A 23,445-nucleotide genomic window follows, 5' to 3' on the forward strand; every position below is an offset into this window, starting at 1 on the left:
GCCGAAGCGGGGAAGCCGCCCAGTCTTCCGGCAACGATTACGACCCCGTCGCCCACGGAGGCGCTCCGACTGAGCCGATCCCGAACGCCGGCAGGCCGATCAGGTACATGAAGATCGTGACCAACAGAACGGAGAGAAGATCAAGGACGATCCCCACGCGAAGCATGTCACGCATCTTGATCTCGCCGGTCCCGAAGACGATCGCGTTGGGTGGGGTACCGACCGGCAGCATGAAGCCGCACGAGGCCGCCACCGTGGCCGGGACCATCAACAGCAGGGGATTGACGCCGATAGCGACCGCCATCGGCGCGAGGATCGGCAACACGATTTGAACGCAGGCGGTGTTGGACACCAGTTCCGTCAGAAACGTGACGGAGACGCAGATCGCCGCCACGAGAAGAAGTGGAGGGATTCCCTGCCACGATTGCAGATGTTGTGCCACCCATGCCGAAAGTCCCGACTCCTCCATCGCCGCCGCGAGGGCGAATCCCCCGCCGAACAGGATCACGATCCCCCAGTTGAGCCGGGTCGCGGTCTCCCAGTCCATCAGACGTTCACCGGGCGCATTCCGCGCGGGAATGATGAACAGCAGAAGGGAGAGGACGATGGCCACCACGCCATCATCCAGGAATGACGGCGATCCAAAGAGCCCCGCCCAGCCGGGGATCGTCCAGGACCCCAGCGTAATGTCCTGACGGAAGACCCACAGGAACGCCAGCAGGAGAAACAACCACAAGACGACGCGTTCTTCGAACCGCATCCGGCCCAGTTGCCGGTATTCCTGTCGCAGCAGTGACGCATCGACTGCGCCGGCCCCGGACCGCGTTCGGAACACGAGCACGAGCAGTATCCAAGTCAGAGCCAAAAGGACGATTGCGAACGGCACCCCGAACAGCATCCAGCGGGCAAAGGTGATCTCCGGCGCACGCGGAAACGCGATGGCAAAGAGGCGGCTGAACGCAAGATTGGGCGGCGTGCCGATCAATGTGGCGATCCCCCCGATCGTCGCCCCATAAGCGATTCCCAGCAGCAGCGAGGTCGACAGACGCCCTGTCCTTTCCGGCGGCGTACTGTCTTTCAACTGCGTGATCACTGCCAGCGCGATCGGCACCATCATCATCGCGGCGGCGGTGTTCGACACCCACATGGAGACGAACGCAGTGGCCGCCATGAACCCCAAGACCAGACGCGACGGGCTCGCTCCCGCCACGAGCATGATCGCCAGCGCGAAACGACGGAACAGCCCCCACTTCTCCATCGCCAGCGCCATGATGAAGCCGCCGATGAACAGAAAGACAACGTCGTTGAAGTACTGGCCGGCGACCGCACGTCCGGACGACACGCCCAAAAGCGGAAACAGCGCCATCGGCACCAGCGCGGTGGCGGGAATCGGCAGCGCTTCGGTCATCCACCAGACCGCCATGAGCGCCGCCACGGCTGCGGTCCGCGCCATCGCCGGGTGGGCCGGATCGAATTCGACAAGGAGTACGATGGCGAGCGCCGCCACCGGGCCACCGATCAATCCGACACGCCGCCAATAGCCGACGGTGGTGTCCTCCTGTGGGGAGCGACCGCTCACCGGCCTGGACCTGCTCGATCGGGGTTGCCGGAAGAGACCGAAACGACATCCGCGGATGTCTCGGGCACCTCAGAAGTGGCGGCCTTCGGACGGGAACGGGGAACAAGTGACCCGATCAGACAAACGAGCAGGCTGACCAAGATCCCCCAGGCACCGGTGTGCACATGCAAGCCGACGTCCTCGGCCGTGATCGTGCCGTACTCAGCCCGGACATATCGCGCCACGCTCATGTACTTCAGAACCAGGACCGCCAGCGCCCCCAATGAAGCCGCCGCGACCAGAAACTGCGTCCACGGCAACCCCTGCGGTCGCCACACACGCAGCAGAGACACCATCACAACCGCGATGCACAAGACCGGCACGACCCAGAGAACCCCGCCCAGATCCGCGCCGGACATCGTCCGCCGGATGCCGAGACACGAGAAGCGGACCCACGGAAGGAAGAAGCAGATCACCGCCGTGACCGCACCGAGCGGCGACAGCCAAAGCCCAAGGAGACGACTGAGATCACGGCGCATAGCGCCACCTCCGACCGCGCGGCCGTTGCCGCGTCACCGCCGGCGCTACGATATGCTGCTGACCATCAGACTGGCGCCGATGATCGCCCCCGAGACGGCGGCGACAAGGAACCAGAGTATGACGGTCACGACGATCACGACGACAAGGTAGGGGATCACCTTATCCGCCGGCGTCTTCATCATGACCGGCAGGCCGAGATAGGCCAGGTAGAGCCCATACAGGGCAACGAAGATCGTCAGAACACCCAAGAAGGGTATCAAATACAGCACGCCGGACACCCAGAAGGGCGCCTCGGAATAGGCGACCAGTTGCAGCGACTGCGTAAAGGTGCCCTGTGACTGGAATGTCGGCGCCAGCTTCTGCACGATGAAGGCGGTGAGGGCGATCGCGATCAGTCCGAGGACGAAAGAGACGACCAACATCGCGATAAGCGTGCCGGCCGCGGGACGGACGGCGACGCCGGTGAAGGGAATGCGCTGACCGAACACCAATGCACTCAGGAAGGAACAGAGCGGTCCGATCAGCAAGAGCGGAACAATGAACCCGGTGTAGAGTCCCGCCGTGGTCGTGGTTTCGGCGGCGATGACCGGCCACTCCTCCTTGGGCCGCAACGCGATATTCGTAACCCGGCTAACGATGCTCATGGAACCTCCCTTCGCCACGAACAATGGGAATCCGATCCATCATCGCCGCAACATCCCGAGTCGGCTCCACGCTGTCAAGATCGATGTGCAACGAGACGGCGGGCCAAGCCCGCCCTACGCTACACGATCATCGTTCTCGTAGGGCGGGCTCCGCCCGCCGTCTTCTCTGCCTTTCTTGTGGGAGCGGATCACTGCCCCCGGAACTTCAGCCGGTCGCCGTACTGTGCGATCAACTCCTCACGAATCGCCTGCCCCGGCTTGCCCGCCGCCAATTCCGCCTTCACGAAGTCCTCGATCCCATGCGCCGTGTTGCAGTGGCAGCCCAAGAGCGCCACCTGCGCAGTATCGGTGCCGGGGCAACGGAATCCCACCAGGATCCACTGATCTTTGGGATCCAATTGGTGCGGGCAAGTCCCCGTGGCGACCGTCGCGGAAGATGCCACCGGAGCGGCATTCCGCCCGATGACATACCCGCCGATGAAGCCGATGAGCAATCCGACCAAGGCGATGAGAACGACGTTGACGGCTCCTGCTCTCTGTCCGTTCATGATCTGGTCTCCTCCATTGACACGTTCACCGACGCGCTCATCCGCCCTTGTGCAGTAGCGCGCCATACTGCCGTTCGAGTTCGGCTCGAATCTCCGTGCCGTCTTTGCCCTGACCCAACTCCTGCTTGATCCGATCCTTGATCTGATGAGCCTCATCGCAATGACAGGTCAGCAGGGGGTCCTGGCAGGCCGGCGCCGGACAGGAAAAGCCGGCGATGATGTATTCATCCTCAGGCCCCAACTCATGGGGACAGGGTCCCTGTGCCGTCATTGTCCCGGACGAGATCGGACCGCGTTGGCCGAACAAGTACCCGCCGATGAAGCCGACCAGCAGACAGAGGGCCAGGACAAGCACGAGGTTCGGCGTTGACGATCTGCTTTGCGTTCGGGAATTCATGGAACCTTGATCCTCTCTGGGGGAGTCGCGAGAATGAGTCCGCAACTGACATGCCCTGCTTCGTTCAATCCCCCAACGGTACCGCTCCGGCGCGGCGCCGCGTGACCGGAAGCGGCTGAGCGCCCACAGGCGGCGCATCCAGATATGTCATCAAACGATACTCGAACTGGCTGATGGCGTTTTGAATGGGGTTTGGAATCATGGCAGTGTAGCCCATTGTCTTGCGCTCGAATGCATGGGAGTTGGCGTAGGCAATCACCTTGCCTTGGCCGACATGGGCGATGGCACAACTGACCGAACCATCCGGGAGGGTGACCAGCGGTTCGCCCCCGGTAATCCGGCCGCCGCCCTGCCACAATGAGGCCTCCGCCGGCATGTAGACCCTCCCTTGCGATGGCACCGGGCGAAGGTCGACGGTCAGACCGAACTGCGACAGCAGAGGGGCGGAGGTCGACGCGTGATTCGTTGGATCATCGAACACGTAGAGGGTGCCCCCGCCCGTCACGAATTCCCTCAATCGCTCCAGTGCGGCGCTGCTGAATGGTATCACAGGATCGATGATGATCTGGCCGCCCGGCTGCGCCAGCGCGTCCTTCAAGGTCGGCCACTTGCGCGGGACCACACCGACCCGCGACGCCCACAGGTAGAAGGTGCTGAAATCCTTGTCGGGCTCGCGCGCCAGCCGCAGTTCCGGCAGGAAGAAGCGGGAATGCTCCGCCTCGAAATTGAGCTGAGCGAATGGCGAGTGCGGCTTCGGCAGCGTGTAGTTGCCTTGATTGATCGACTCGACCCATCGCGCGGTCAGGCCGAACACGATACACCCCACCGCGGCCAACCACGCCCAACCTTCCTTCCCAAGACCGGCGGCGGCGACGATCGCAACGAGGAAGGCCACAACCGCAAAGAGGAATGTCACAATCCGCCAATAAGGGAACGGGTCATAGCGGTTGACATATTCGGCGAGCATCAATGCCAGCTCCGGCTTGCCGGGAATGAAAACGAAGAAGTTCGACCACAACGTCGAATCGGGGAAGGTCACGATCCGTCCCTTCCCACAGCGCGTGGAGAGCGATAAGAGGAACTGGCCGAAGCGATACCCAGTGTGGCCCGAGCGCTCGGGGAAGAAATTGCGCTGCGTGTAGTCGGCGGGCAATGTCTTCAGTTGCATCCCGGTTATGATGGAACGCGCCGACAGATCGGCCCAGATTGAACAGGGACCCCCAAAGAGAAAATCCGGCGGCATGTTGGCTCGCACGGGATGGGGGAGCAGCGACGGCATGTGTTCCAGGTTCAGATCGCCGGTCTTGAGCTCATAAACGATGTCGGGGATGAAACGGATGCCGAAGCGACCGGCGACGGGATTGAGGAATGTCCCGTAGCCGAAAACGTTGGTGTGCTCGCCGATCAGAATCAGCCCGCCGCCTTTCTTCACCCAATCGTAGACGGCGTCGATTTCCTTCTCCGCGTACGGTTGTGTCGGCACTTTCAGCACGAGGATGTCGACATCCGCCAGCCGCTCCGGCGTCAGCGAGTCGAAGCTGCGCTCCATCTGGAAGTGCTTGCCCCAGTATTCGGCAAGGAGGTAAAAGTTGTATGTCGATTGCTGGCCGTACCAAACAGTGTCGAAGGGCATCTCCGTCCACTCCCAGTCGGAGTGGAGTTCATCGATCAACATCCGGCCCTGTTTGCGCACACCGGCGGGATGATAGGACTCATAGAATGTCCAGGCCAGCACCGCCAGCGCGGTCGCCACGACGACAACGGCGAGACGACGACCGGATCTTTCCGGCTGCGAGCGAACCGGCTTCGGTGTTTCTGTCTGGCGCCGTGTCGCCAGTCCCTGCATGAGAAACGCCACCGGCCACGCGGTCCAGGCAAAAACCCGTGGGCTCCAGAAAATGTCCGCTGTGCCGCCCTGATTGTAATCCCAGATGGCCACGGCGGCATACCGGAGCAGGGCAAACAGGCCGATCCCCAGCCCGCCGATCAGCACGGCGCGGGGTCGCACCTTTCCGGTGATGGCCAGCGCAATCAGCCCCATCCAGACCATGAGGAACACAAACAGCCCCATGTTGACCGGAGAGGGCACGACTTCATAGAGGCGGTCAATCGCCAGCAGGTGAAGTCCATCGGACATCGCCACCGCATGGACACCGAACAGGCGCAACGCCGCGGCGATGATCGTCGCCGGGATGGCGCACCCGTGTCCTCGTGGTCCCAGGTACACGATGTACAGGTAGTATCCGACAAGCTGCAGCAGAGCCACAGTTCCGGCCACGAGTAGACCGTCGCCCAGCTTTGCGCCCCAACGCGTGCCACCGACCGTGGTGGCCAGGACGACCGCTCCGGCCAGGAGAAGTGCTCCGATGGCGGGAAGCTCGAACCACCAGATGGCGAAGATGGCCAGTGCCGCTCCCGCCGCCAGCGAACGGAACGGCCAGCGACGCGGCTCCGATGAATCAAACCCCGATGCGATCAGGATGAACAGCGTTCCGATGGCGGCCAGCCACCAGAATGTCGAGGGGGAAGGATCGGCGTTGGGCGGCAGAAACAACCACCCGGTCGCCCAGGCGACCGCACCCCAGATGTAGAGTCGCTTCATGGGGTCGTCGCTCCGGCCGTGCGCTTCATCAGCTCGTTGAAGAAGTTGATATTGTCCATAACCACGAATTCATTCTGCCCTTCGAGATTCTCGTTGAACAGAAAGCGGGAGTCGCCGATGGCGATCAGGCCTCCCCGGCCGTGATGCACCAATTTGGCCACCGGAGTACCAAAGGCCACAATAAGCGATTCGATGCCGGCGCCCTCCCCGGAAATCGGGTAGGCATCCTTCAACTTCACCGGTGAACCGAAGGCGACACCGTCGGCGGCGCCGAAGGGGATGTTCTTATGCGTCAATCCGAAGCGCCGGAACAACTCCGCCACTTCTTCATGTGTATCCCACCCGGACGTTACTATCACCCAGCCGCCCCTGTCCATGAATCGTTCCATCTTGTCGATTTCCTCGGAGGATACGGGTGTAGTCGGTGAGCACAAGAGGTACAGCGCGGCCTTCTCATGGGATAGGGCGTGGGCTGAGCGGACGTAACGCGGCGAAAAGCCATTGCGCATCAGGTTGTATTGCAGCCCGCCGATGGACTTCGGTTCCCACGACATGCCGTCAAACAACGAGTGATGCCCTTCATCGATCAACGCCTGCCGATAGGATCCGTCGATCCACGTGCGGTCGGCGGCACCGGGAATGGCGCTCCACAGCGAAACCGAGGCCACCGGCAAGAGCAGGGCCGCGGCCAGGAGCGCCGGCTCGCGACGGCCACTGATCGCCAGGACGGTTCCCCATATCCCGATAATGAGAAAGAGCAACCATCCGCGCCAACGATCGAGGAACGCCGCCCAGCCACCCTTCGCCAGCCAGCGCACCGAACGGTCGATCAGCGCATGCGAACGGACAATAGTACCGTTTTGATAGGGAGAAGTATCGCCGTGAAGGATGGCTTTACCTTTGCCCCAGTGCGCCGCCGCCACGAGAACAACGTCGCCGAGCGGCTCCCCGGGATCATAGGCGAGATTACCAAGGTATGACCGACCCTTGTTGTTCAGATCACCGGGATCGGAAAAGGCGCCGCGGCCGATGACCACCGGGTCCCCCTTCGGACCCGGTGTCACCGATGCTCCCAACCACAACTCGGCGTCCATCACCCCCCCGGAACGCGCCAGCGGATGAAACAGGAACGACCTCGCCGAGGCCCAACTGCGCCGCAACGGCACTGCCGTGTCGAAGTTGATTTCCAGTCCGCACGGCTGCAGCAGATCATTCGTCGGATCGCGAATCGCGTCGGTCCCGGTGTGGTCGCCGAGAATCAACAGCCCGCCGCCTCCGGCCACGAAATCCCAGACCCGCTGCCGTTCCTCGGGCGAAAGCTTGTTCAGAAGATTGGCGATGATGATGACATCGACCGAATCGAGAATCTGCCCGGTCAGATCACGGTGGTAGACCTTGTGGCCGGCGGCTTCGAGGAATCGCGGGAGGAAGCCAAACATACCCCCGGAACGATCGCCATACCGGCCATGGGTGGGGACCATCTCATCGAGCGTGTTCTTGTTGAGAAACAGGACGCGAACCGGAGCGTCGGAGTAGGAGGCGGCACCCGCGACGATCACGGCGGCGACCAACCCACCGCCCGCGGCCCAGAGCCACCGGGAGCGCCGTCCACGCCCGGGGGACAGTACCGGCGATGGTTCCGACACGGCCGTACGCTGCAATAGCGCCAGCACCAGGGCCACGAACAGGAAGTACGCGGCCGGCATGTCGAGATGCGGCGTCAGCGAAACCGGTGCCACCCGGCCGACCAGTGACTGAAGCTCCGGTGCCATCCAGATGTAGAGGATTCGTCCCGCTTCGAGCAGAACAACCGCCGCCACCGCATAGAGCCATTGCCGCGGTTTTGAGACGATCGTGATCGCGACCACACCGACGACTCCCAGCAGCAACAGGTCGACCGCCGAGGCCGAGGGCCCCAGCGACAGGCGCACACTCATGGTCTGCGTGAGGAAATGTGTGTAGGGAAACGACCACTCCGTCAGCCAGCGGTATCCGAGCGGCAACTGGAAGAAGACGGTCCACCACAACGCGTAGAGTACTCCGGTCAGGACCAGTGCCTTCCGTTGCCCACGCACCTCAGGCGCGGCGAAACGATCGAACACCCACACGGCGATCGTGATGAGGACAATACGGAAGACCGGATCGACCGCGGCGATGATCCCGGCCGCCAGCGCCCATGTAGACCAGCGCAACAACCAGTTGATGGCCCGATTCCATCCCGGGACTGGCGGGCAGTACCGCCACAACAGCGCCAGCAACACGCCCGTCACCAGCGAATAGATCGGTTCCCGGAAGTCGCCGAACGCGCGCGTCACGGAACCCAAGAGTGCGAGAAAGTAGAAAGTCACAGGGAACCCTCGCCGGGGGCCGGGGGAACATCGGACAGCCCGCCGGGGCCGGTCAACATCTTATACATTGTATACAGTTTTTGTCCTTTGGACGCAAGCTAACACGCCCCCATCCGCGAACCGGGTGTTAGGATAGGCTCTCGGTCCGGGCAAGGAAAGTGAAATCCGTTGTCGGTTTTTCATACGGTGTGGCCGCGATCTCCGATCGCGGAGCAGGCAAGACCCCCGTCTGTGCCATCGAGCACGAGTGTGATCACAGATCGCGGCGTAGGGATGGTCTGGATGCGCGATTCGATAGACCGCTGCCGGATGAAACCGACATCCAAATTCATCTTGGAAATTGCGGACAATTAGAGGCGTGTAGGGAGCGACTGCAGCCGGGACCAATGAGTAATCCTGCGGGGCCATAACAGGTTGACTCGACGAAACCCCTGTGATTTCCTCCCGATTATGATATTTTGAACATATCTCCTTGACAAGCCGACAGAGCGGGTTAACTTTTTGACGTTATGCGGGTTCGCCGGTTCCCGTCGGCGCGCCTCTTCTTACAGGTTTACATACCAAACGTCTCTCCGCGGAGGTTGGAAATGTCCATCACTCGTTCGGTTCCAAATTCGTCGCGTACATCGCGATGTAGAAGTCGGTGTCTCTTCGGGGTGATCGCTGTCACCTCGCTCATCCTCGTCGCCGCCCATCCGGCGATGGCATCATCCGATCCGTCCCCATCGCCGCTGTTTACGCAGAGCCTCAACCAGTCGATCGCCAAGCTCGATGAAGCACCCGGCGCCGCGGTGAAATCCGCGGGTGCGGGTGCGGGTGCCGGTGTCGCCGTTCGTCCCGCCGGCGCCGACTCATTGCCGACGTTACAGGGCTTCCCGACCTGTGACGGAACGCTCACATGCACGGGATCACCCACGTGCACCGGCACAGCGACCTGCGTCGGGACGACGACCTGCGACATCACCTGCGTTCAGCAAACCTGTCCGGGACAACAGACATGCCCCGGCACGACGACCTGTCCCGGCAGCTTCACCTGCGAAGACATGTCCACATGCCATGGTTATCCGACCTGCGAAGGCACGACGACCTGCGGGGGCGCGACGCCGACGTGTGCGGGGATGTCGACATGCCCGGGTTACTCAACATGCCTGGGCACGGCCACGTGTGATGATCCCTGTGTGGCGACGATGCCCGGTCAAGCGACTTGCGTCGGAACATTCACCTGTGTCGGTGAGACCACCTGCCCAGGGACTACCACGTGTCCGGGAGTAGAGACTTGCCCCGGCGAAGCGACCTGCTTGGGAACCGCGACCTGCCAGAACGGTCCCACGTGCCCGTGGCAGCCGACGTCACCGGGCTATCCCACTTGTCCGGGGACGACAACCTGCGCACAGGGGCCGACATGCACCGAGATGCCCACGTGTCTCTTCGCGTATACCTGTGGCGTGGCGACGACGTGTCCGGGCTGGATCACTTGCGCCGGGCCGGGGAGCCCCACCTGCGATGGCACGGCCACCTGTAACTGGGGCACGACTTGCTCTGGGACGCCGACATGCATGGGGTCGGAAACATGTGATGTGGCCACCTGCCCCGGTGCTTTTACCTGTCCTGAAGGAACCACCTGTGCGGGCTACTATACGTGCGCCGGTGGGCCAACCTGCCATTACACCGAAACGTGCGAGGGATATTACACCTGCAAAGGATCGCCGACCTGCCCCGATGTCCAGACCTGCCCTGGTGCCGAGACCTGCAGCGGCACAGCCACGTGCGCTGGCGCCATGACTTGCTCCGGATCATCCACATGCGCAGGAAACCAGACCTGCCCCGGCGCACCGACCTGCCGACCAGAGCTCACGTGTCCCGGATCAAGCACCTGCTCCGACATGTCTACTTGCCCCGGCTATAAGACATGCTTGGGCACGGCGACGTGTGCCGAGGGACCAACCTGCCCGCACAATCCGACATCCCCCGGATACCCGAGCTGCGAGGGGACGACGACCTGCATTGGATCGTTCTCGTGCGAAGGTTGGGTGACCTGTCCGGGCGAATCGACCTGTCCCGGAACCCAGAGTTGCCCCGGCGCCGCGACCTGCGATGGAGCGAACACCTGCCCCGGTCACCAAACATGTCCAGGGTTCCCGAGTTGTGGCGCGGTGACCTGCGCTCCGAATCCGACCTGTGGTGCCCCGGCGACGTGCTGGGGAGTCGCAACCTGCCCTGGCGCGGCGACCTGTCCCGGTAATGCGACTTGCGCGGCGGTCGCGACATGTCAGGGTACGCCCACCTGCAACGGACTGCCGACATGCTATCCGAATGCGACGTGCCCCGGAACGACCACGTGCCCTGGGACGGAGACGTGCGCCCCGCAGATGACCTGCGCCGGGATCGTAACCTGTGCCGGCTACAACACCTGTCCACCGCTGTGTGCTCAGATCTGTCTGTGCCCATGCCATGGCGATCCGGTGTGCGATGGAGTCCCGAACGTGCAGGATGTGGTCGCGACGGTCAATGTCGCATTCCGTGGCGCTGCACCTACATATGATCCGACTTGTGTACAGGGGAACCCGGCACAGCGCACCGATCTGAATTGTGACGGCGTTTGCACGGTGCAGGACGTGGTGCGGATGGTCAATGTGGCCTTCCGCGGCGGCGACCCGTCGATCGAGATCTGCGACCCGTGCGCCTGCAATCCCTACCCGAGCAACTGCCCGTAAACAACTGATTGGCTCCCGCTAATCACACCTCAGGGGCGTCCCGAACTCCGGGACGCCCCTTGATCATCTAGCGACGGCGGCTGATGGCCACAAGCGCAACGGCGACAACACCATATGCGACACTTCTGATCATGATTCGCCCCGGGACATCCTCCCAGTGGGGAAGGAGGCGCGTCACGTCCCGATATACCGCAGGAGGATTTTGAACAATATCTTCAACATCTATCACGTTTTTCGCATTATTCCCTTGACAGGATTAATCTTGTCGGCTTTTATGGGGTCAGGCGCGGCAGTCTTCGGCCGGTTGTGTGCCTTGTCTGAGAAACGAAGATTTTACAATTCCAGCGTCGTTTTAACGTTCCAGGACGGTCTCAAGGAACCAGGAGGCGCGCCATGCCAGACCAGTGTCAGGGTGTACGAACTACCGGGCTGGCCCGATGTCGGAGTCGATGTCGCGGCCTGCTCACCGTCCTCGTTCTGTTCTCCGCACTTCTACCGCTTGTCGCCGTCCACGCCAGTAGTGATCCGCAGCCCTCGCCGCTGTTCCAGCAGAGCCTGCAAACATCGGTGGCCCGGTTGGACGGCGAAGACCGTCCGGTTGCAACACCGGTGAAGCAGGGACCGGCGACGCCGGCTCAGCCGCCACAAATGGCCATGGCGACCCTGCCGCCGAGTTCGACCTGCGACGGCTCTGCGACCTGCAATGGTACGCCGACGTGCGACCTGAAGCCGACGTGCGACGGCACGACGACCTGCGACGGTGGTCCTGATTGCGGTCATCCGACCATGCCGGGCTTCCCGACCTGCACCGGCACCAACACCTGCGATGGTGTCACCACTTGCCCAGGGACATCAACGTGTCCCGGGACGGTATCATGCGATGGAACCAACACGTGCGCAGCCGTCGGAACCTGTCCAGGTACGGCCTCGTGCGACGGGACCACGACCTGCCCCGGCATGTCGACCTGCGATGCTGCCGCCACATGCCACGGGGCACCTACCTGTGATGCTGCCGTGACCTGCCCCGGCACCTCGACTTGCGGTGCTGCTACCTGTCCGGGCATCAACACATGCGCTACGGCGCCGACCTGCGAGAACGTTCCGACCTGTGTGAATTCGGCCTCGTGCGACGGGACCGCCACCTGTGCCGGGACGCACACCTGCAAAGATGAAGCCACCTGTCCCGGCTACAATACCTGCGAAGGGACGCCGACCTGCGCGGGCGCGACGACCTGCGGTGCCGCGGGGACGACCTGTCCCGGAGCGCCAACCTGCGAGGGCACGACAACGTGTAGCGCCACCTCACCGACCTGCGGCACCCAAACGACCTGCACGCAATTCCCGACCTGCACTGGGAACCAGACCTGTCAGGGCACGATAAGTTGCGCCGGGACCAGCACCTGCGCCGGGACCTTGACCTGTGCCTGGTCGAATACGTGCGATCATTCCCCAACCTGCATCGATAACAGCACCTGCGCCACGGCGACCTGTCCCGGGGCTGCGACGTGCGTTGATGCGACGACCTGCCCCGGAACGATCACATGTCAGCAGACGACGTGCACGGGATTCGCGACCTGTCCGGGTGCGATCACCTGCTTGCAGTCGGCGACCTGTCTGCATCTGGCAACGTGTCCCGGAACGCCAACCTGCAAGGGGTCGCACACATGCGCGCCGTTCGCCACCTGCGCCGGTTCGCCGACCTGTGACGGAACCGCATCGTGCGCGGCCACCGTTGTTACCTGCGCCACACAGATCACCTGTGCGGGTTCGCTGACGTGCACAAACATCGCGACCTGCCCGGGTACGGCGACCTGCAAAGGGACATTCACCTGCAAGGCCAGCACAACGTGCTCCGGCCAGCCGACCTGTCCCAACACGCCGTCGTGCAACGGAACGACGACGTGCTGGGGGACGGCGACCTGCCACGGCTTCCAGACCTGCACGGATGCCGCGACCTGCGTCGGCTTCGCCAGTTGCCAGGGCGCAGTGACATGCGCTCCCAGCCCGACATGCGGCACAGCAGCGTCGTGTTGGGGACTGGCCACCTGCCCCGGCCAGAGCACATGCAACGGCAACCAGACCTGCGCCGCAGCGATCTCCTGCGCCGCCGCCGATATTGCGACCTGCGGAGCGATGGTCTCCTGTCATGGCACAGTCACCTGCCCGAGCACAGCGACCTGCCATCAGGCAACCTGCCCAGGAGCACCGACCTGTAAGGACGTGCAGACCTGTCCCGGATTCGAGACCTGTGAAGGGACAGCGACCTGCGCCGGTGCGGCCACCTGTCCGAACAATCCCACCTCGCCCGGCTATGCGACCTGCGAGGGGACGACGACATGTCAGTTTGGGTTGCCGACCTGCGGATCGATGCAAACCTGCAGCCAGTTCCCGACCTGTCCGGGTCTCTCAACATGCCAGCACTCGCCGAGCTGCGACGCGACCGGTGTCACGTGCGGTGGCATGGCGACCTGTAACTGGTCGAGCACCTGCCACGGTTCGCCGACATGCGTGAACCTGCCCACGTGCACCTTCGTGACCTGCGAGGGAGCGCCCACATGCTTCGCGGCCACGACGTGCCAGGGGAACATCACCTGTGAAGGGTCCGCGACCTGTCATTACACTGAGACCTGCGACGGGCATGTGACGTGCCCCGGGACCGCGACATGCGCCGATGGTCAGACCTGTGTCGGCTTTGTCACATGTCCGGGCACCAGCAGTTGCCCCGGCTTCCAAACCTGCGCCGCCGGCGCGGTGACCTGCTTCGGCCAGGCCACCTGTCCGGGCAACCTGACCTGCGATCATGCCGCGACCTGCTGGAACATCGCCACCTGTCCGGGAGCGACGACCTGCTTCGGCACGGCTGCCTCCTGCGTCTACGTCGCGTGTAGCTGCCCGTGTCATGGCGATCCGAACTGCGACGGGGTGCACAACGTCCAGGATGTGGTCGCCGCGGTCGGAGTCGCATTCCGCGGCCTTCCGGGAACCTGCGATGACGGTTGCCCGGCTTCGCGCACGGATGTGAACTGCGATGGTCGGACAACGATCCAGGACGTCGTGAAGATGGTCAACGTTTCGTTCCGTGGTGCCGATCCGGCTGCTGAGTTCTGCCGACCCTGCGCCACGCCACCGCCAACGCCGCGCGAATGCCCATAGCCAGTCGACGGCAAACGCGGTAATACAAGCGGGGGATCCCTTCGAGGATCCCCCGCTCTTTTGGGGTGGCATCAAATCCCGTCTCCGACACAGGGCGAAGGCGCCGCCGAGAACTCTGACACAATTGGTCCGCAATCTCCTTGACTGCCCGGCAAGCGCCGCGTAGTGTCCCGCCGGGAGGTATCTCATGTTTGTGATGATGAATCGAATGACCGTTCCACCCGAATTCCGCGAGAAGTTCGAGCATGCGTTTGCAACACGCGCGAAGGCCGTCGATCGCCGGCCGGGCTTCATCCGGGCCGAAATCCTGCGCCCCACGTCGGGTGATGAGTACATCGTGATGACCCATTGGGAGTCCGAGGCAGCCTTTGAGGGATGGACCAAGAGCCCGGAGTACGCGGAGGGTCACCGTCGGGTCGACGAGTTCCGCGACGGCGACGGCCGGATGGCGCTGACATCCAAGGTCGAGAAGTATGAAGTCTTCGCCGGTTGAGCCGGGCGGCGCGCCCACCGGCGGACCACGGGGAGCGCTCCATCGGGCGCGGAAGGTGTGGGGACAGATCACCACCGACTTCCGGTCGCCGCTCCCCGACTCGGCCGAGTGGTCACGCGCTCGGCGTCTCCGCGTCCGTCTACGTCTTCTCTACCGACGGTACGGCTGGAAGCTGGTGCTTGCCGTGATCTGCTACTACGCCGTCCGTGATCTGACCCTGTACGTGATCATTCCCTACCTCGTGGCCCGACGGTTGATTGCCCCCTGACGTGCGATCACCCCTGCGGGCGCCGTCATATTTCCGCTTGCCCTCACCGGCCGGGAAGGGGTCTTTGCGCATGCGCGGGCGTCTGGCCTGTCGCGGATGAAGGGACAGCACGTATGGATGATCTGCACCCCGACTATCATTGGTGGGAGCACTCGGCGGCCTATCGCAAGGCTAATGAGGACCTGGAATTCCTCAACCGCGACGAACTGCGCCCGGTCCGCCTGCAATTGGAGTTGCTCAAGCCGGAACTGGCCTTCATCAACCATCGGATTCGCTCGACCATCGTCGTCTTCGGGAGCACGCGTCTGGTCGAACGGACCGAAGCGGAGCGTCGGGTCGCCGCCATGGAGAAGGACGTGGCTCTTCAGGCGGACGACCCAACCTTGCGCATTCGCCTGGAAGCGGCGCGTCGACTGCTGTCCAACGCGCGATTCTACGACGAGGCGCGCACGTTCGGACGCTTGGTGTCGGAGGCCGACCGTCGCAACGAGCACTATGACTACGTCATCATCACCGGGGGAGGGCCGGGGATCATGGAGGCCGCCAACCGCGGCGCCTACGAGGTCGGCGCGGAGAGCATCGGGCTGAACATCACACTGCCGCACGAACAGGAACCGAATTCTTACATCACACCCGAGCTCTGTTTCCAGTTTCGCTACTTCGCCATCCGCAAGATGCATTTCCTGCTGCGCGCCAAGGGGCTGGTCGCCTTCCCCGGCGGCTTCGGCACCATGGACGAGCTCTTCGAGGCGCTGACGCTGGTGCAAACACAGAAGATCCCCGCCTTGCCGATCGTGCTGATGGGACGCCAGTTCTGGAGCAGCATCATCCACTTCGATCAGCTGGTCGCCGAAGGTGTGATCGACCAGCACGACGCCGAACTGTTCCGCTACGCCGAAACCGCCCGCGAGGCGTGGGAGTACATCCGCGCCTTCCACGCCCAGCAGAAGTAAAGCCGTCCCCTCCCAGACCGGATCAACGACCGGCAAACAAGGGGCTTAAGCCCCTTGTTCACCCATGCAAGGACGAGCAGCGTGATCCTCACGAGGCGACAGTCCGATTTCAAGAAGCAGGATTGCCCGGAATCTCTTGACGTCGACCCATTTCGTATTCATTTTGTCATCGGTGGCGGTGGCATGCGCTCGCACCGCTCCAGTTGTCCATCCATCCATGGAGTCATCCATGCTTACAGACGTTCGACATTTGGTGCCGGCGCTGGGGTGCGCCGGAGTATTGCTTCTGGGCGCCACGGCCGCAGGGGCATTGCAGAGTGCATCGCCACCGGCTCTGCCCCCGGTCTTTCTCACGATCGTCAGCCATAATGAGGAGCCGCTTGGCGGCCGCCCTGATTACACTGCGGACATCAATTACTACCTTCAGAATCGGAATCTGGTGAAGCTGCTGGCGGAGACGATTCGCAGCCGCAACGCCGCCTTCAACTTCCAATCCGATTGGAACTACCTGAAGGCGGTGGCGCAGTTCGACACCGGTGTCGTGACGGCCAATACCAATGGCAAGAACATTGTCCGTTGGATGAAGGAGGACCTGGGGGTCGAGATCGACTCACACGCCCACGAAACGCAGTACAACTATGCCGATGTCGCCTACCTGATCGAGCAGCTTGGCATTACTCCATCCAAGAACGTGGGCGGTTTTCTCTACAATCCTCCCGACAATCCACAGGGTTGGGAACAGCACGAGAACGGCATCAACGGCTGGATCCATCCGTCATATTTCTGGCGGGCCGACCATCTCTGGGGTGCGGCGACATTTCAGCATCAGGGAGAGGACGACCGTTCCTCGGGAATCTGGCGGCCGCAGGACCGCTACAGTTTCTACACCGATGACCCCAATCGACGGCTTCTGTACATCGGCGGCGGCTGTGGCGGCCAGCCGGGGCTGGTGCAACTGCTCGATGACATCGAGGCGGAACGTGTCCCGGCTGACGGGTTCTACACCGCGAATCTGATGATGATTCAGGATTGGATGACGCCCCAGAGCATCGTTGCGCTGGGCAGCTTCATCGACTCGCTGGCACCGGTGGTGGCATCGGGCCGGATCATCTGGTCAACGTTGACACAGACCGCGCAGACGTGGCGAACGCAGTATATGGCGCAACCGTTTCGCTACGACTGTGTGCCCGACACCGTTGGCACCTACACGATTGAAACGTTGGAGACATGGGTTGCCGCCCCCAATGGCAACCTTCTCTACACGCGGATCGTGCAGCCGATTTCCGCGCTCTATCCGGGGCAGCGTTTCCCATCCCTGATCGCCGTCCCCGGCGGAACCGGACCGGGGGCGCCATTGGCCGACAATGCCGGCTATCGAGATCTCGCCGCCGGCGGCTTCGTGGTGGTCGTTTTCAATCCCGAGGGCCGCGGCACCGGCCAGCCCGGCAACCTACTGAGTGAGGGAGTCGAGGACTGCAACGGCTGGACGCATCAGGATGATCTGAAGGCGATCGTGGAACATACCGCCGGCCTCGCGAATGTCGATCGCGGCAACATCGGTGTCGAGACATCATCATTCGGCATCGCCATTGGCGCCGGGGCGTTGGGACGCTACCCCGAGCTCCCGGTCGCCTATCTGGTCGACCAGGAGGGGCCGCACGACAACCGCGTGATCACGTTCTACGATGCCGGGCATGAGGTCGCCGTCTGCGGCCACCTCAGCACGGTCACAGACCCATCGCCTGAGAATGTCGCCTACTGGTCCGAGCGCGAGGCGGTGCGTTACATCGGCGATTATCCCGGCTACTACCTGCGCATGCAGGCCGAGGATGATCACGCGCAGGATTCCGGCTACTTCCGTCATGCAATTGAGATGATCGACTCCGCCACGTCATCGTCCGCCGGCGGAGGGGGAGTGGCCTGCTGGACACGGATGAACGGCGACGACATGGGAAACCCGGTCAATACGGTCTACCAATTCAGCGATACATCACAGTACCCCAACTGGGTTTCCGGACGACTCAATCCCGATCATCCCGATTTGCACTTCACGTACATCCGGGAGATGGCGGAGCTGACAGCAACTTTCAGTTGCCGTTGCCACGGCGACCCGCAGTGCGACAGCGTGACCAACATCACTGATGTCGTCAAGACCGTCGACGTCGCCTTTCGCGGTACCGATCCCACCTTGGACCCGAATCCCGCCTGCGGCCTGCCGGTGACAGACGTCGACTGCAATGGGTCGACCGACGTCATCGACGTTGTGCGCATCGTCGCTGTGGCCTTCCGGGGGTCCAGCCCATGGACCATGGTCTGCCGGCCTTGCACGCAGTAGCGACGTGTGGGCCGATCATGCGGACGTGATCCAGGGCCACCAACTGTAACTTTCCGCCTCCATGTTCGTTAAACGAGGGAAGGGCATCGCGTCCGGAGAGGGCGGCACACTACCGGACCCGGCGTGACCCGGCCTTGGGGTTCCAAGTGAGGCAAGACGGAGGGAAGACCATGGGCATCCTACATGTCATCCGCGGCCCGGTCTGGCGGCGATCTGCAACCATGCTCATGCCGTTGCTCTTGCCTCTGTGCGCGCCGCTCGTCACATCGACTGCCGCCGCGCAGGAGTCGACCTTTGTAGTGTCTCGGACCGACTCGACGTACCTCGCCTACATGCGGGAGATCTTTCACCTCAGTCGGGCCTTGGGAGACAGCATCTGGCCGGGGCTCGATTACAACCGCGTGCCGATTCTCCTCTACCGTCCTGACAGCATTGCCTTCCTGTTCAATCACCCGAATCCGCCGCCGGAGTTCGAGCCCGCCATCGGGTTACCCTGGGCGTTTCAAAACCCTGTGTATGTTCACCGGGGACGGGTGGGCGATCTTACCGGCCAGTTCTGGACCGAGATGGACTTCAACGGGCAGGCGACGTTCGTCTGTCCCTATGACGATGACAGCACGCGGGAGGGACGCTTCTTCCGTTTCGTGGCGCACGAGGCGTTTCACACGTTTCAGGCGATGATGTTCCGTGACCGGGCCGACACCGATGAGAAGCTCTATCCCATCACGATCGTGCAGAACAATACTCTGGCCACACTGGAGAACCTGATCCTGGCCAAAGCCGTGGACGCTCTGATCGTCGATGACCGTGATGAGGTCCTGCGGCGGGCACGCCAGTTCGTCATCGTGCGCGACCGGCGGCTAAAGGTCGCTCCGCCATTTGTTCGAGAACACGAGCAGAGCGAGGAACGCAAGGAGAACACCGCCTTCTACGTGGAGAAACGCTGTGAGGAGGCCGGACGGACCCGGGGGTACGCACCGACCGAATTCCGCCGATGCACACGATTCGATCCCTACCACTCACACAAGGAAGTCCTCCAGACAGTCCACGACGGCATACTGGAGCATTTGCGGGGCGGAGCGATCGCGCCCGTCACCATGCCCCGGCTTCGCATCTATGACAACGGTGCCGCCGTGGGGTACCTGTTGGACTATCTCGGCGCGGACTGGAAGGGACAGGCGACCGCCGATTCCAGTTTCCTGTTCCACGGTACCCTGGAGCAATCCATCGGTCCCATCGGCGATGCCGACAGCCGCCGCCGCGAGCTGGCGGCCGTCGAACAGGAGTTCGCCTTCGCGCAGATCCTGACGGCGGCGGCGGCAAACATCGACGACCACAATCGGCAGATCGAAACACTGGCGCGCCAGATCCGCTCTTCCGGACGGATCGCGTATCGCATCGCGGCCGCCGTGAAGAGAGGCGTCTCCAAAAGCTCGGCATCGTCGCACAAGGTTCTCTACAGCGATGCCGGACAGACCGCGTTGTACGAGCAGGCCGATCGCTTCCTCGTCAAGACCGGACCGGCGGCCGTCACCGTGCGGGGTCGTGGACTCATCTACTCCCGTGCCGCGGACGGCAAGACCATCACCGTTGAAGTGTTCATGGACGTGCTGCCGTCAGAAATCGTCGTCGATGGACACGCGCTCCCACACGACGCGGAAACACACGCCATCCAGGACTCTCTCCGGTTGACCGTCGGTGATGAACTGAATGTCACCGGTGCCGCCGGCACACTCACGATCAGCCGGGATACGGTCTTTGTTGCGTTCCAGTGATGCTCAATAGAGACCATCAGGCGTAGAGGGCCATGATCATGTAGTCTGTCCGGGACACGGCAGTTGTTGTCCCCTTCGGCACCCGAACCACCACACGAACCGAATGCCGTATCCGCGTGAGCCGCAAGCGCATACGGCGCATTTCTCGACACAAGCCCGGCGGATTCCGCTGGCTTTCAGTCGTCCATGTTAACAGCTTACTGCGTTGTGGGCCTTTGAAGCATAGCGGATGATCGAGTGTCTACATAACCCCAAGCGTACAGAAAAGGAGCAGAGGAATGAAGGCACGTTCCACGACCATGATTGTCCTGATCGTCGGCGCATTGCTGGCGGCGGGCCTTGTGTCTGCGGCCACGTTGCCGCCCCTCCAGGTGGAGAAATACGAACTCCCCAACGGGCTCGATGTGATCCTGCATGAGGACCACACGCTGCCAACGGTTGCGGTGAACATCTGGTATCACGTCGGCTCCAAGAACGAGCAGCCGCGTCGGACCGGATTCGCCCACCTTTTTGAGCACATGATGTTCCAGGGCTCGGAGCACCACGAGGGAGAGTATTTCGAACCGCTGGAGAAGATCGGCGGCGGCGTCAATGGCAGCACGACCGAGGATCGGACCAACTACTTCGAGGACGTCCCCAGCAACTACCTGGAACTGGCGCTCTGGCTGGAATCCGACCGTATGGGCTTTCTGCTTCCCTCGATGACGCAGGAGAAGCTCGACAACCAGCGCGACGTTGTGAAGAACGAGCGTCGGCAGGGGCTGGAGAACGAGCCGTACGGCAAGGTCGAGGAGCTCGTGGTCCCGCTGCAATATCCCGAGGGACATCCCTACGCGCACACGGTGATCGGGAGCATGGAGGATCTGTCGGCGGCGTCGCTGGATGACGTGAAGAACTTCTTCAAGTCGTACTACACGCCGAACAATGCCTCGTTGTGCATTGCCGGTGATTTTGACCCGGCCGCGGCCAAGAAGCTCGTCGAGAAGTACTTCGCGAACATTCCGCCGGGACCGCCGGTCGACCGCGTGCAGACGTGGATTCCGACGTTCGATGGCGTTCGCCGCGGCACCGCCGAGGATAACGTCAATCTGCCCCGTGTCTACATGATGTGGCATACACCCGCCGGTTACATGCCGGGCGACGCCGAACTGGACCTGCTGGCGAACGTGCTCACGTCGGGTAAGACATCGCGGCTCTACAAGTCGCTCGTGTATGAGAAGCAGATCGCACAGGACGTCCGTGCCTATCAGTCATCCGGCGAAGTGAGCGGATCGTTCAACATCATTGCCACGGCGCGCCAGGGGCACACGTTGGCGGAGCTGGAATCGGCCATCGACGAGGAACTGCGCAAGGTACTGGCGACCGGGATCACGGCAACCGAACTGGCTCAGGCGCAGACAGCCTACGAGGCCGGATTCGTCCGGCGCATGGAGCGCGTGGGCAGCTTCGGCGGCCGCGCCGACATGCTGAATGCATACAACACGTTCTTGGGCGAGCCCAACAAGTTCCAGTGGGACCTCGACCGCTACTCACGGGCGACCGCGGCCGATGTGCAACGAGTCGCCAAGCAGTACGTTCTGCTCGATCGACGGCTGATCTTCGAAGTATTTCCGCAGGGGACATTGGCGGCGGGCGAGACGGAGATCGACCGTGCCCAGGAACCCGCGCCGATGCCGGATCCGACCTTCACGCCGCCGACCATAGAGAAGACCAAGCTGACGAACGGCATGGACCTCTGGTTGGTCGAGGACCACAAGCTGCCGCTGGTTCAGTTGAATCTTGTGCTCAAGAGCGGCTGGGCCGCCGATCCCGCCGATCGCCCCGGCGCTGCCTCGCTCACCGCCGAGTTGCTGGACGAGGGAACCAAGACACGCACGGCCCTGCAGATCTCCGAGGAAGCCAAGTCGCTGGGCGCTTCGTTGGGAACCGGCAGTTCCTTTGACGGCTCGTCGGTCTCATTGAACGTTCTGAAGCGCAATATCGATCCCGCCCTGGCACTCATGGCCGATGTCGTGCTCAACCCGACCTTCCCAAACGAGGAACTGGAGCGCCGTCGGCAGCTCTATTTGGGCCGCATCATGCAGGAATCGAAAGAGCCCTTCACGGTGGCCTACAAGACCTTCTCGCGTGCCCTGTTTGGTCCCAATCATCCCTATGGCCAACCGTACACCGGCTCGGGGACTGAGGCCTCGATCAAGGCGATCACACGCGATGACCTGGTGCGCTACTACGATGCCAACTACCATCCCAACAACGCCGCCTTCGTTGTCAGTGGCGACATGACGATGGCCGAGGCGCAGGCCGCGCTCGAAAAGGCCTTCAAGGGATGGCAGCCCGGCACGGTCGCCTCGCCAGAGGTCCCGGATCCGCAACCGGTCTCGCAGACGAAGATTCTGATTGTCGATAAGCCCGGAGCGGCCCAGAGCGTCGTCATGGCCGGCAGTCTGGGGCTCCGCCGCAATGACCCGGATTTCATGGCAACCTCTGTCATGAACAATGCCCTCGGCGGGATGTTCACCAGTCGCATCAACATGAATCTGCGCGAGGACAAGGGGTACACCTATGGCGCCGGGTCGTTCTTCTCGTCGCGACGCGGCATCGGACCATTTGTGGTCTATGCGCCGGTGGAAACCCGATTCACCGATTCCGCGCTCGTGCAGATGATGAAAGAGCTGCGCGATGTCCTCGGGCCGCGCCCCCTGTCCGATGCCGAGCTGGCCGACAGCAAGAACAACATGATCAAGGGGTTCCCCCAGGACTATTTCTCCTCGATCGGCGCCGTCGCCGGGAGCATGGGCAGCATCATCACGCTCGGCCTGCCGGATGACGAATGGCAGACCTATCAGAACCGGGTACGCGCCATTGATGGCGCGACCGCGACCCAGGCCGCCAAAGACCACGTTCATCCCGATGCGGTGTTGATCGTCGTTGTCGGCGATCGCGCCAAGATCGAAGCCGGGATCAAGGCACTCAACCTCGGCCAGATCACCTATGCAGACGCCGAGCTGCAATAGAGCGCGACCATAGATTCGACCGCGAGGGGGGCAGCCCACAACGGGCTGCCCCTTTTCTCATAAACCACCGCCGGCGGGCTGAAAGCCCGCTGTCCTCAATCCA

The 23,445-nt window shown here is 62.6% G+C and carries 20 protein-coding genes; 8 read left to right on the forward strand and 12 right to left on the reverse strand.

Annotation, left to right across the window (positions count from 1 at the left end; genetic code table 11):
• Positions 1–37: 37 nt before the first annotated feature.
• From AB1792_10950 to AB1792_10990, 9 genes are all read right to left on the reverse strand, one after another.
• Positions 38–1,579, reverse strand: a complete 1,542-nt coding sequence (locus tag AB1792_10950; protein ID MEW5702731.1) for an SLC13 family permease — start codon at positions 1,577–1,579, stop codon at positions 38–40.
• Positions 1,576–2,097 (reverse strand): hypothetical protein, encoded by a 522-nt coding sequence (locus AB1792_10955; GenBank protein ID MEW5702732.1) that lies wholly within the window; start codon positions 2,095–2,097, stop codon positions 1,576–1,578. The genes AB1792_10950 and AB1792_10955 overlap by 4 nt, the downstream gene beginning before the upstream one ends.
• A gap of 45 nt (positions 2,098–2,142) precedes the next feature.
• Positions 2,143–2,742, reverse strand: a complete 600-nt coding sequence (locus AB1792_10960; protein MEW5702733.1) for a Yip1 family protein — start codon at positions 2,740–2,742, stop codon at positions 2,143–2,145.
• 188 nt (positions 2,743–2,930) lie between these two features.
• A complete protein-coding gene (locus AB1792_10965; protein ID MEW5702734.1) occupies positions 2,931–3,290 on the reverse strand; it encodes a hypothetical protein in 360 nt (119 codons plus the stop codon).
• Positions 3,291–3,327: 37 nt separating this feature from the next.
• Positions 3,328–3,687 carry a hypothetical protein gene (locus AB1792_10970; protein MEW5702735.1) on the reverse strand — a complete coding sequence of 120 codons (360 nt, stop codon included), beginning with the start codon at positions 3,685–3,687 and terminating at the stop codon, positions 3,328–3,330.
• 64 nt (positions 3,688–3,751) lie between these two features.
• Positions 3,752–6,289 carry a hypothetical protein gene (locus AB1792_10975; protein MEW5702736.1) on the reverse strand — a complete coding sequence of 846 codons (2,538 nt, stop codon included), beginning with the start codon at positions 6,287–6,289 and terminating at the stop codon, positions 3,752–3,754.
• Positions 6,286–8,637: a hypothetical protein gene (locus AB1792_10980; protein MEW5702737.1), complete on the reverse strand. Its 2,352-nt coding sequence runs from the start codon at positions 8,635–8,637 to the stop codon at positions 6,286–6,288. The genes AB1792_10975 and AB1792_10980 overlap by 4 nt, the downstream gene beginning before the upstream one ends.
• A 553-nt stretch (positions 8,638–9,190) precedes the next feature.
• Entirely contained in the window at positions 9,191–9,598 is a 408-nt protein-coding gene (locus AB1792_10985; protein ID MEW5702738.1) for a hypothetical protein, read from the reverse strand.
• A 726-nt stretch (positions 9,599–10,324) separates the two neighbouring features.
• Positions 10,325–10,522, reverse strand: coding sequence for a hypothetical protein (locus AB1792_10990; protein MEW5702739.1), 198 nt, complete (start codon positions 10,520–10,522; stop codon positions 10,325–10,327).
• Between the two features lie 484 nt (positions 10,523–11,006).
• Here AB1792_10990 and AB1792_10995 point away from each other — a divergent pair, with 484 nt between their 5' ends.
• Positions 11,007–11,351: a hypothetical protein gene (locus AB1792_10995; protein ID MEW5702740.1), complete on the forward strand. Its 345-nt coding sequence runs from the start codon at positions 11,007–11,009 to the stop codon at positions 11,349–11,351.
• A 776-nt stretch (positions 11,352–12,127) separates the two neighbouring features.
• Here AB1792_10995 and AB1792_11000 read toward each other — a convergent pair.
• The 3 genes from AB1792_11000 to AB1792_11010 all read right to left on the reverse strand — a co-directional run bounded on the left by AB1792_11000 (position 12,128) and on the right by AB1792_11010 (position 13,942).
• The gene (locus tag AB1792_11000; protein ID MEW5702741.1) at positions 12,128–12,529 is read right to left on the reverse strand and encodes a hypothetical protein; all 402 of its coding nucleotides are present in this window, start codon (positions 12,527–12,529) and stop codon (positions 12,128–12,130) included.
• Between the two features lie 366 nt (positions 12,530–12,895).
• Positions 12,896–13,426 carry a hypothetical protein gene (locus tag AB1792_11005; GenBank protein ID MEW5702742.1) on the reverse strand — a complete coding sequence of 177 codons (531 nt, stop codon included), beginning with the start codon at positions 13,424–13,426 and terminating at the stop codon, positions 12,896–12,898.
• A 264-nt stretch (positions 13,427–13,690) separates the two neighbouring features.
• Positions 13,691–13,942, reverse strand: a complete 252-nt coding sequence (locus AB1792_11010) for a hypothetical protein (protein ID MEW5702743.1) — start codon at positions 13,940–13,942, stop codon at positions 13,691–13,693.
• A 49-nt stretch (positions 13,943–13,991) separates the two neighbouring features.
• On the opposite strand from AB1792_11010, the gene AB1792_11015 reads away from it, so the two are divergent.
• The 7 genes from AB1792_11015 to AB1792_11045 all read left to right on the forward strand — a co-directional run bounded on the left by AB1792_11015 (position 13,992) and on the right by AB1792_11045 (position 23,342).
• Positions 13,992–14,504 (forward strand): hypothetical protein, encoded by a 513-nt coding sequence (locus tag AB1792_11015; protein ID MEW5702744.1) that lies wholly within the window; start codon positions 13,992–13,994, stop codon positions 14,502–14,504.
• Positions 14,505–14,700: 196 nt separating this feature from the next.
• On the forward strand, positions 14,701–14,997 hold the full coding sequence (locus AB1792_11020) for an antibiotic biosynthesis monooxygenase (GenBank protein MEW5702745.1): 297 nt from the start codon (positions 14,701–14,703) through the stop codon (positions 14,995–14,997).
• Positions 14,978–15,265, forward strand: coding sequence for a hypothetical protein (locus AB1792_11025; protein ID MEW5702746.1), 288 nt, complete (start codon positions 14,978–14,980; stop codon positions 15,263–15,265). Before AB1792_11020 ends, AB1792_11025 begins: the two co-directional genes overlap by 20 nt.
• A 113-nt stretch (positions 15,266–15,378) precedes the next feature.
• Complete coding sequence (locus AB1792_11030) at positions 15,379–16,218, forward strand: LOG family protein (GenBank protein MEW5702747.1); 840 nt, start codon at positions 15,379–15,381, stop codon at positions 16,216–16,218.
• Between the two features lie 229 nt (positions 16,219–16,447).
• Entirely contained in the window at positions 16,448–18,553 is a 2,106-nt protein-coding gene (locus AB1792_11035; GenBank protein ID MEW5702748.1) for a hypothetical protein, read from the forward strand.
• Between the two features lie 170 nt (positions 18,554–18,723).
• Positions 18,724–20,328 carry a hypothetical protein gene (locus AB1792_11040; GenBank protein MEW5702749.1) on the forward strand — a complete coding sequence of 535 codons (1,605 nt, stop codon included), beginning with the start codon at positions 18,724–18,726 and terminating at the stop codon, positions 20,326–20,328.
• Positions 20,329–20,606: 278 nt separating this feature from the next.
• Positions 20,607–23,342, forward strand: coding sequence for a pitrilysin family protein (locus tag AB1792_11045; protein ID MEW5702750.1), 2,736 nt, complete (start codon positions 20,607–20,609; stop codon positions 23,340–23,342).
• Positions 23,343–23,445: the final 103 nt, after the last annotated feature.

It is taken from the genome of Candidatus Zixiibacteriota bacterium (assembly GCA_040752595.1).
Classification (GTDB): Bacteria; Zixibacteria; MSB-5A5; order WJJR01; family WJJR01; genus JACQFV01.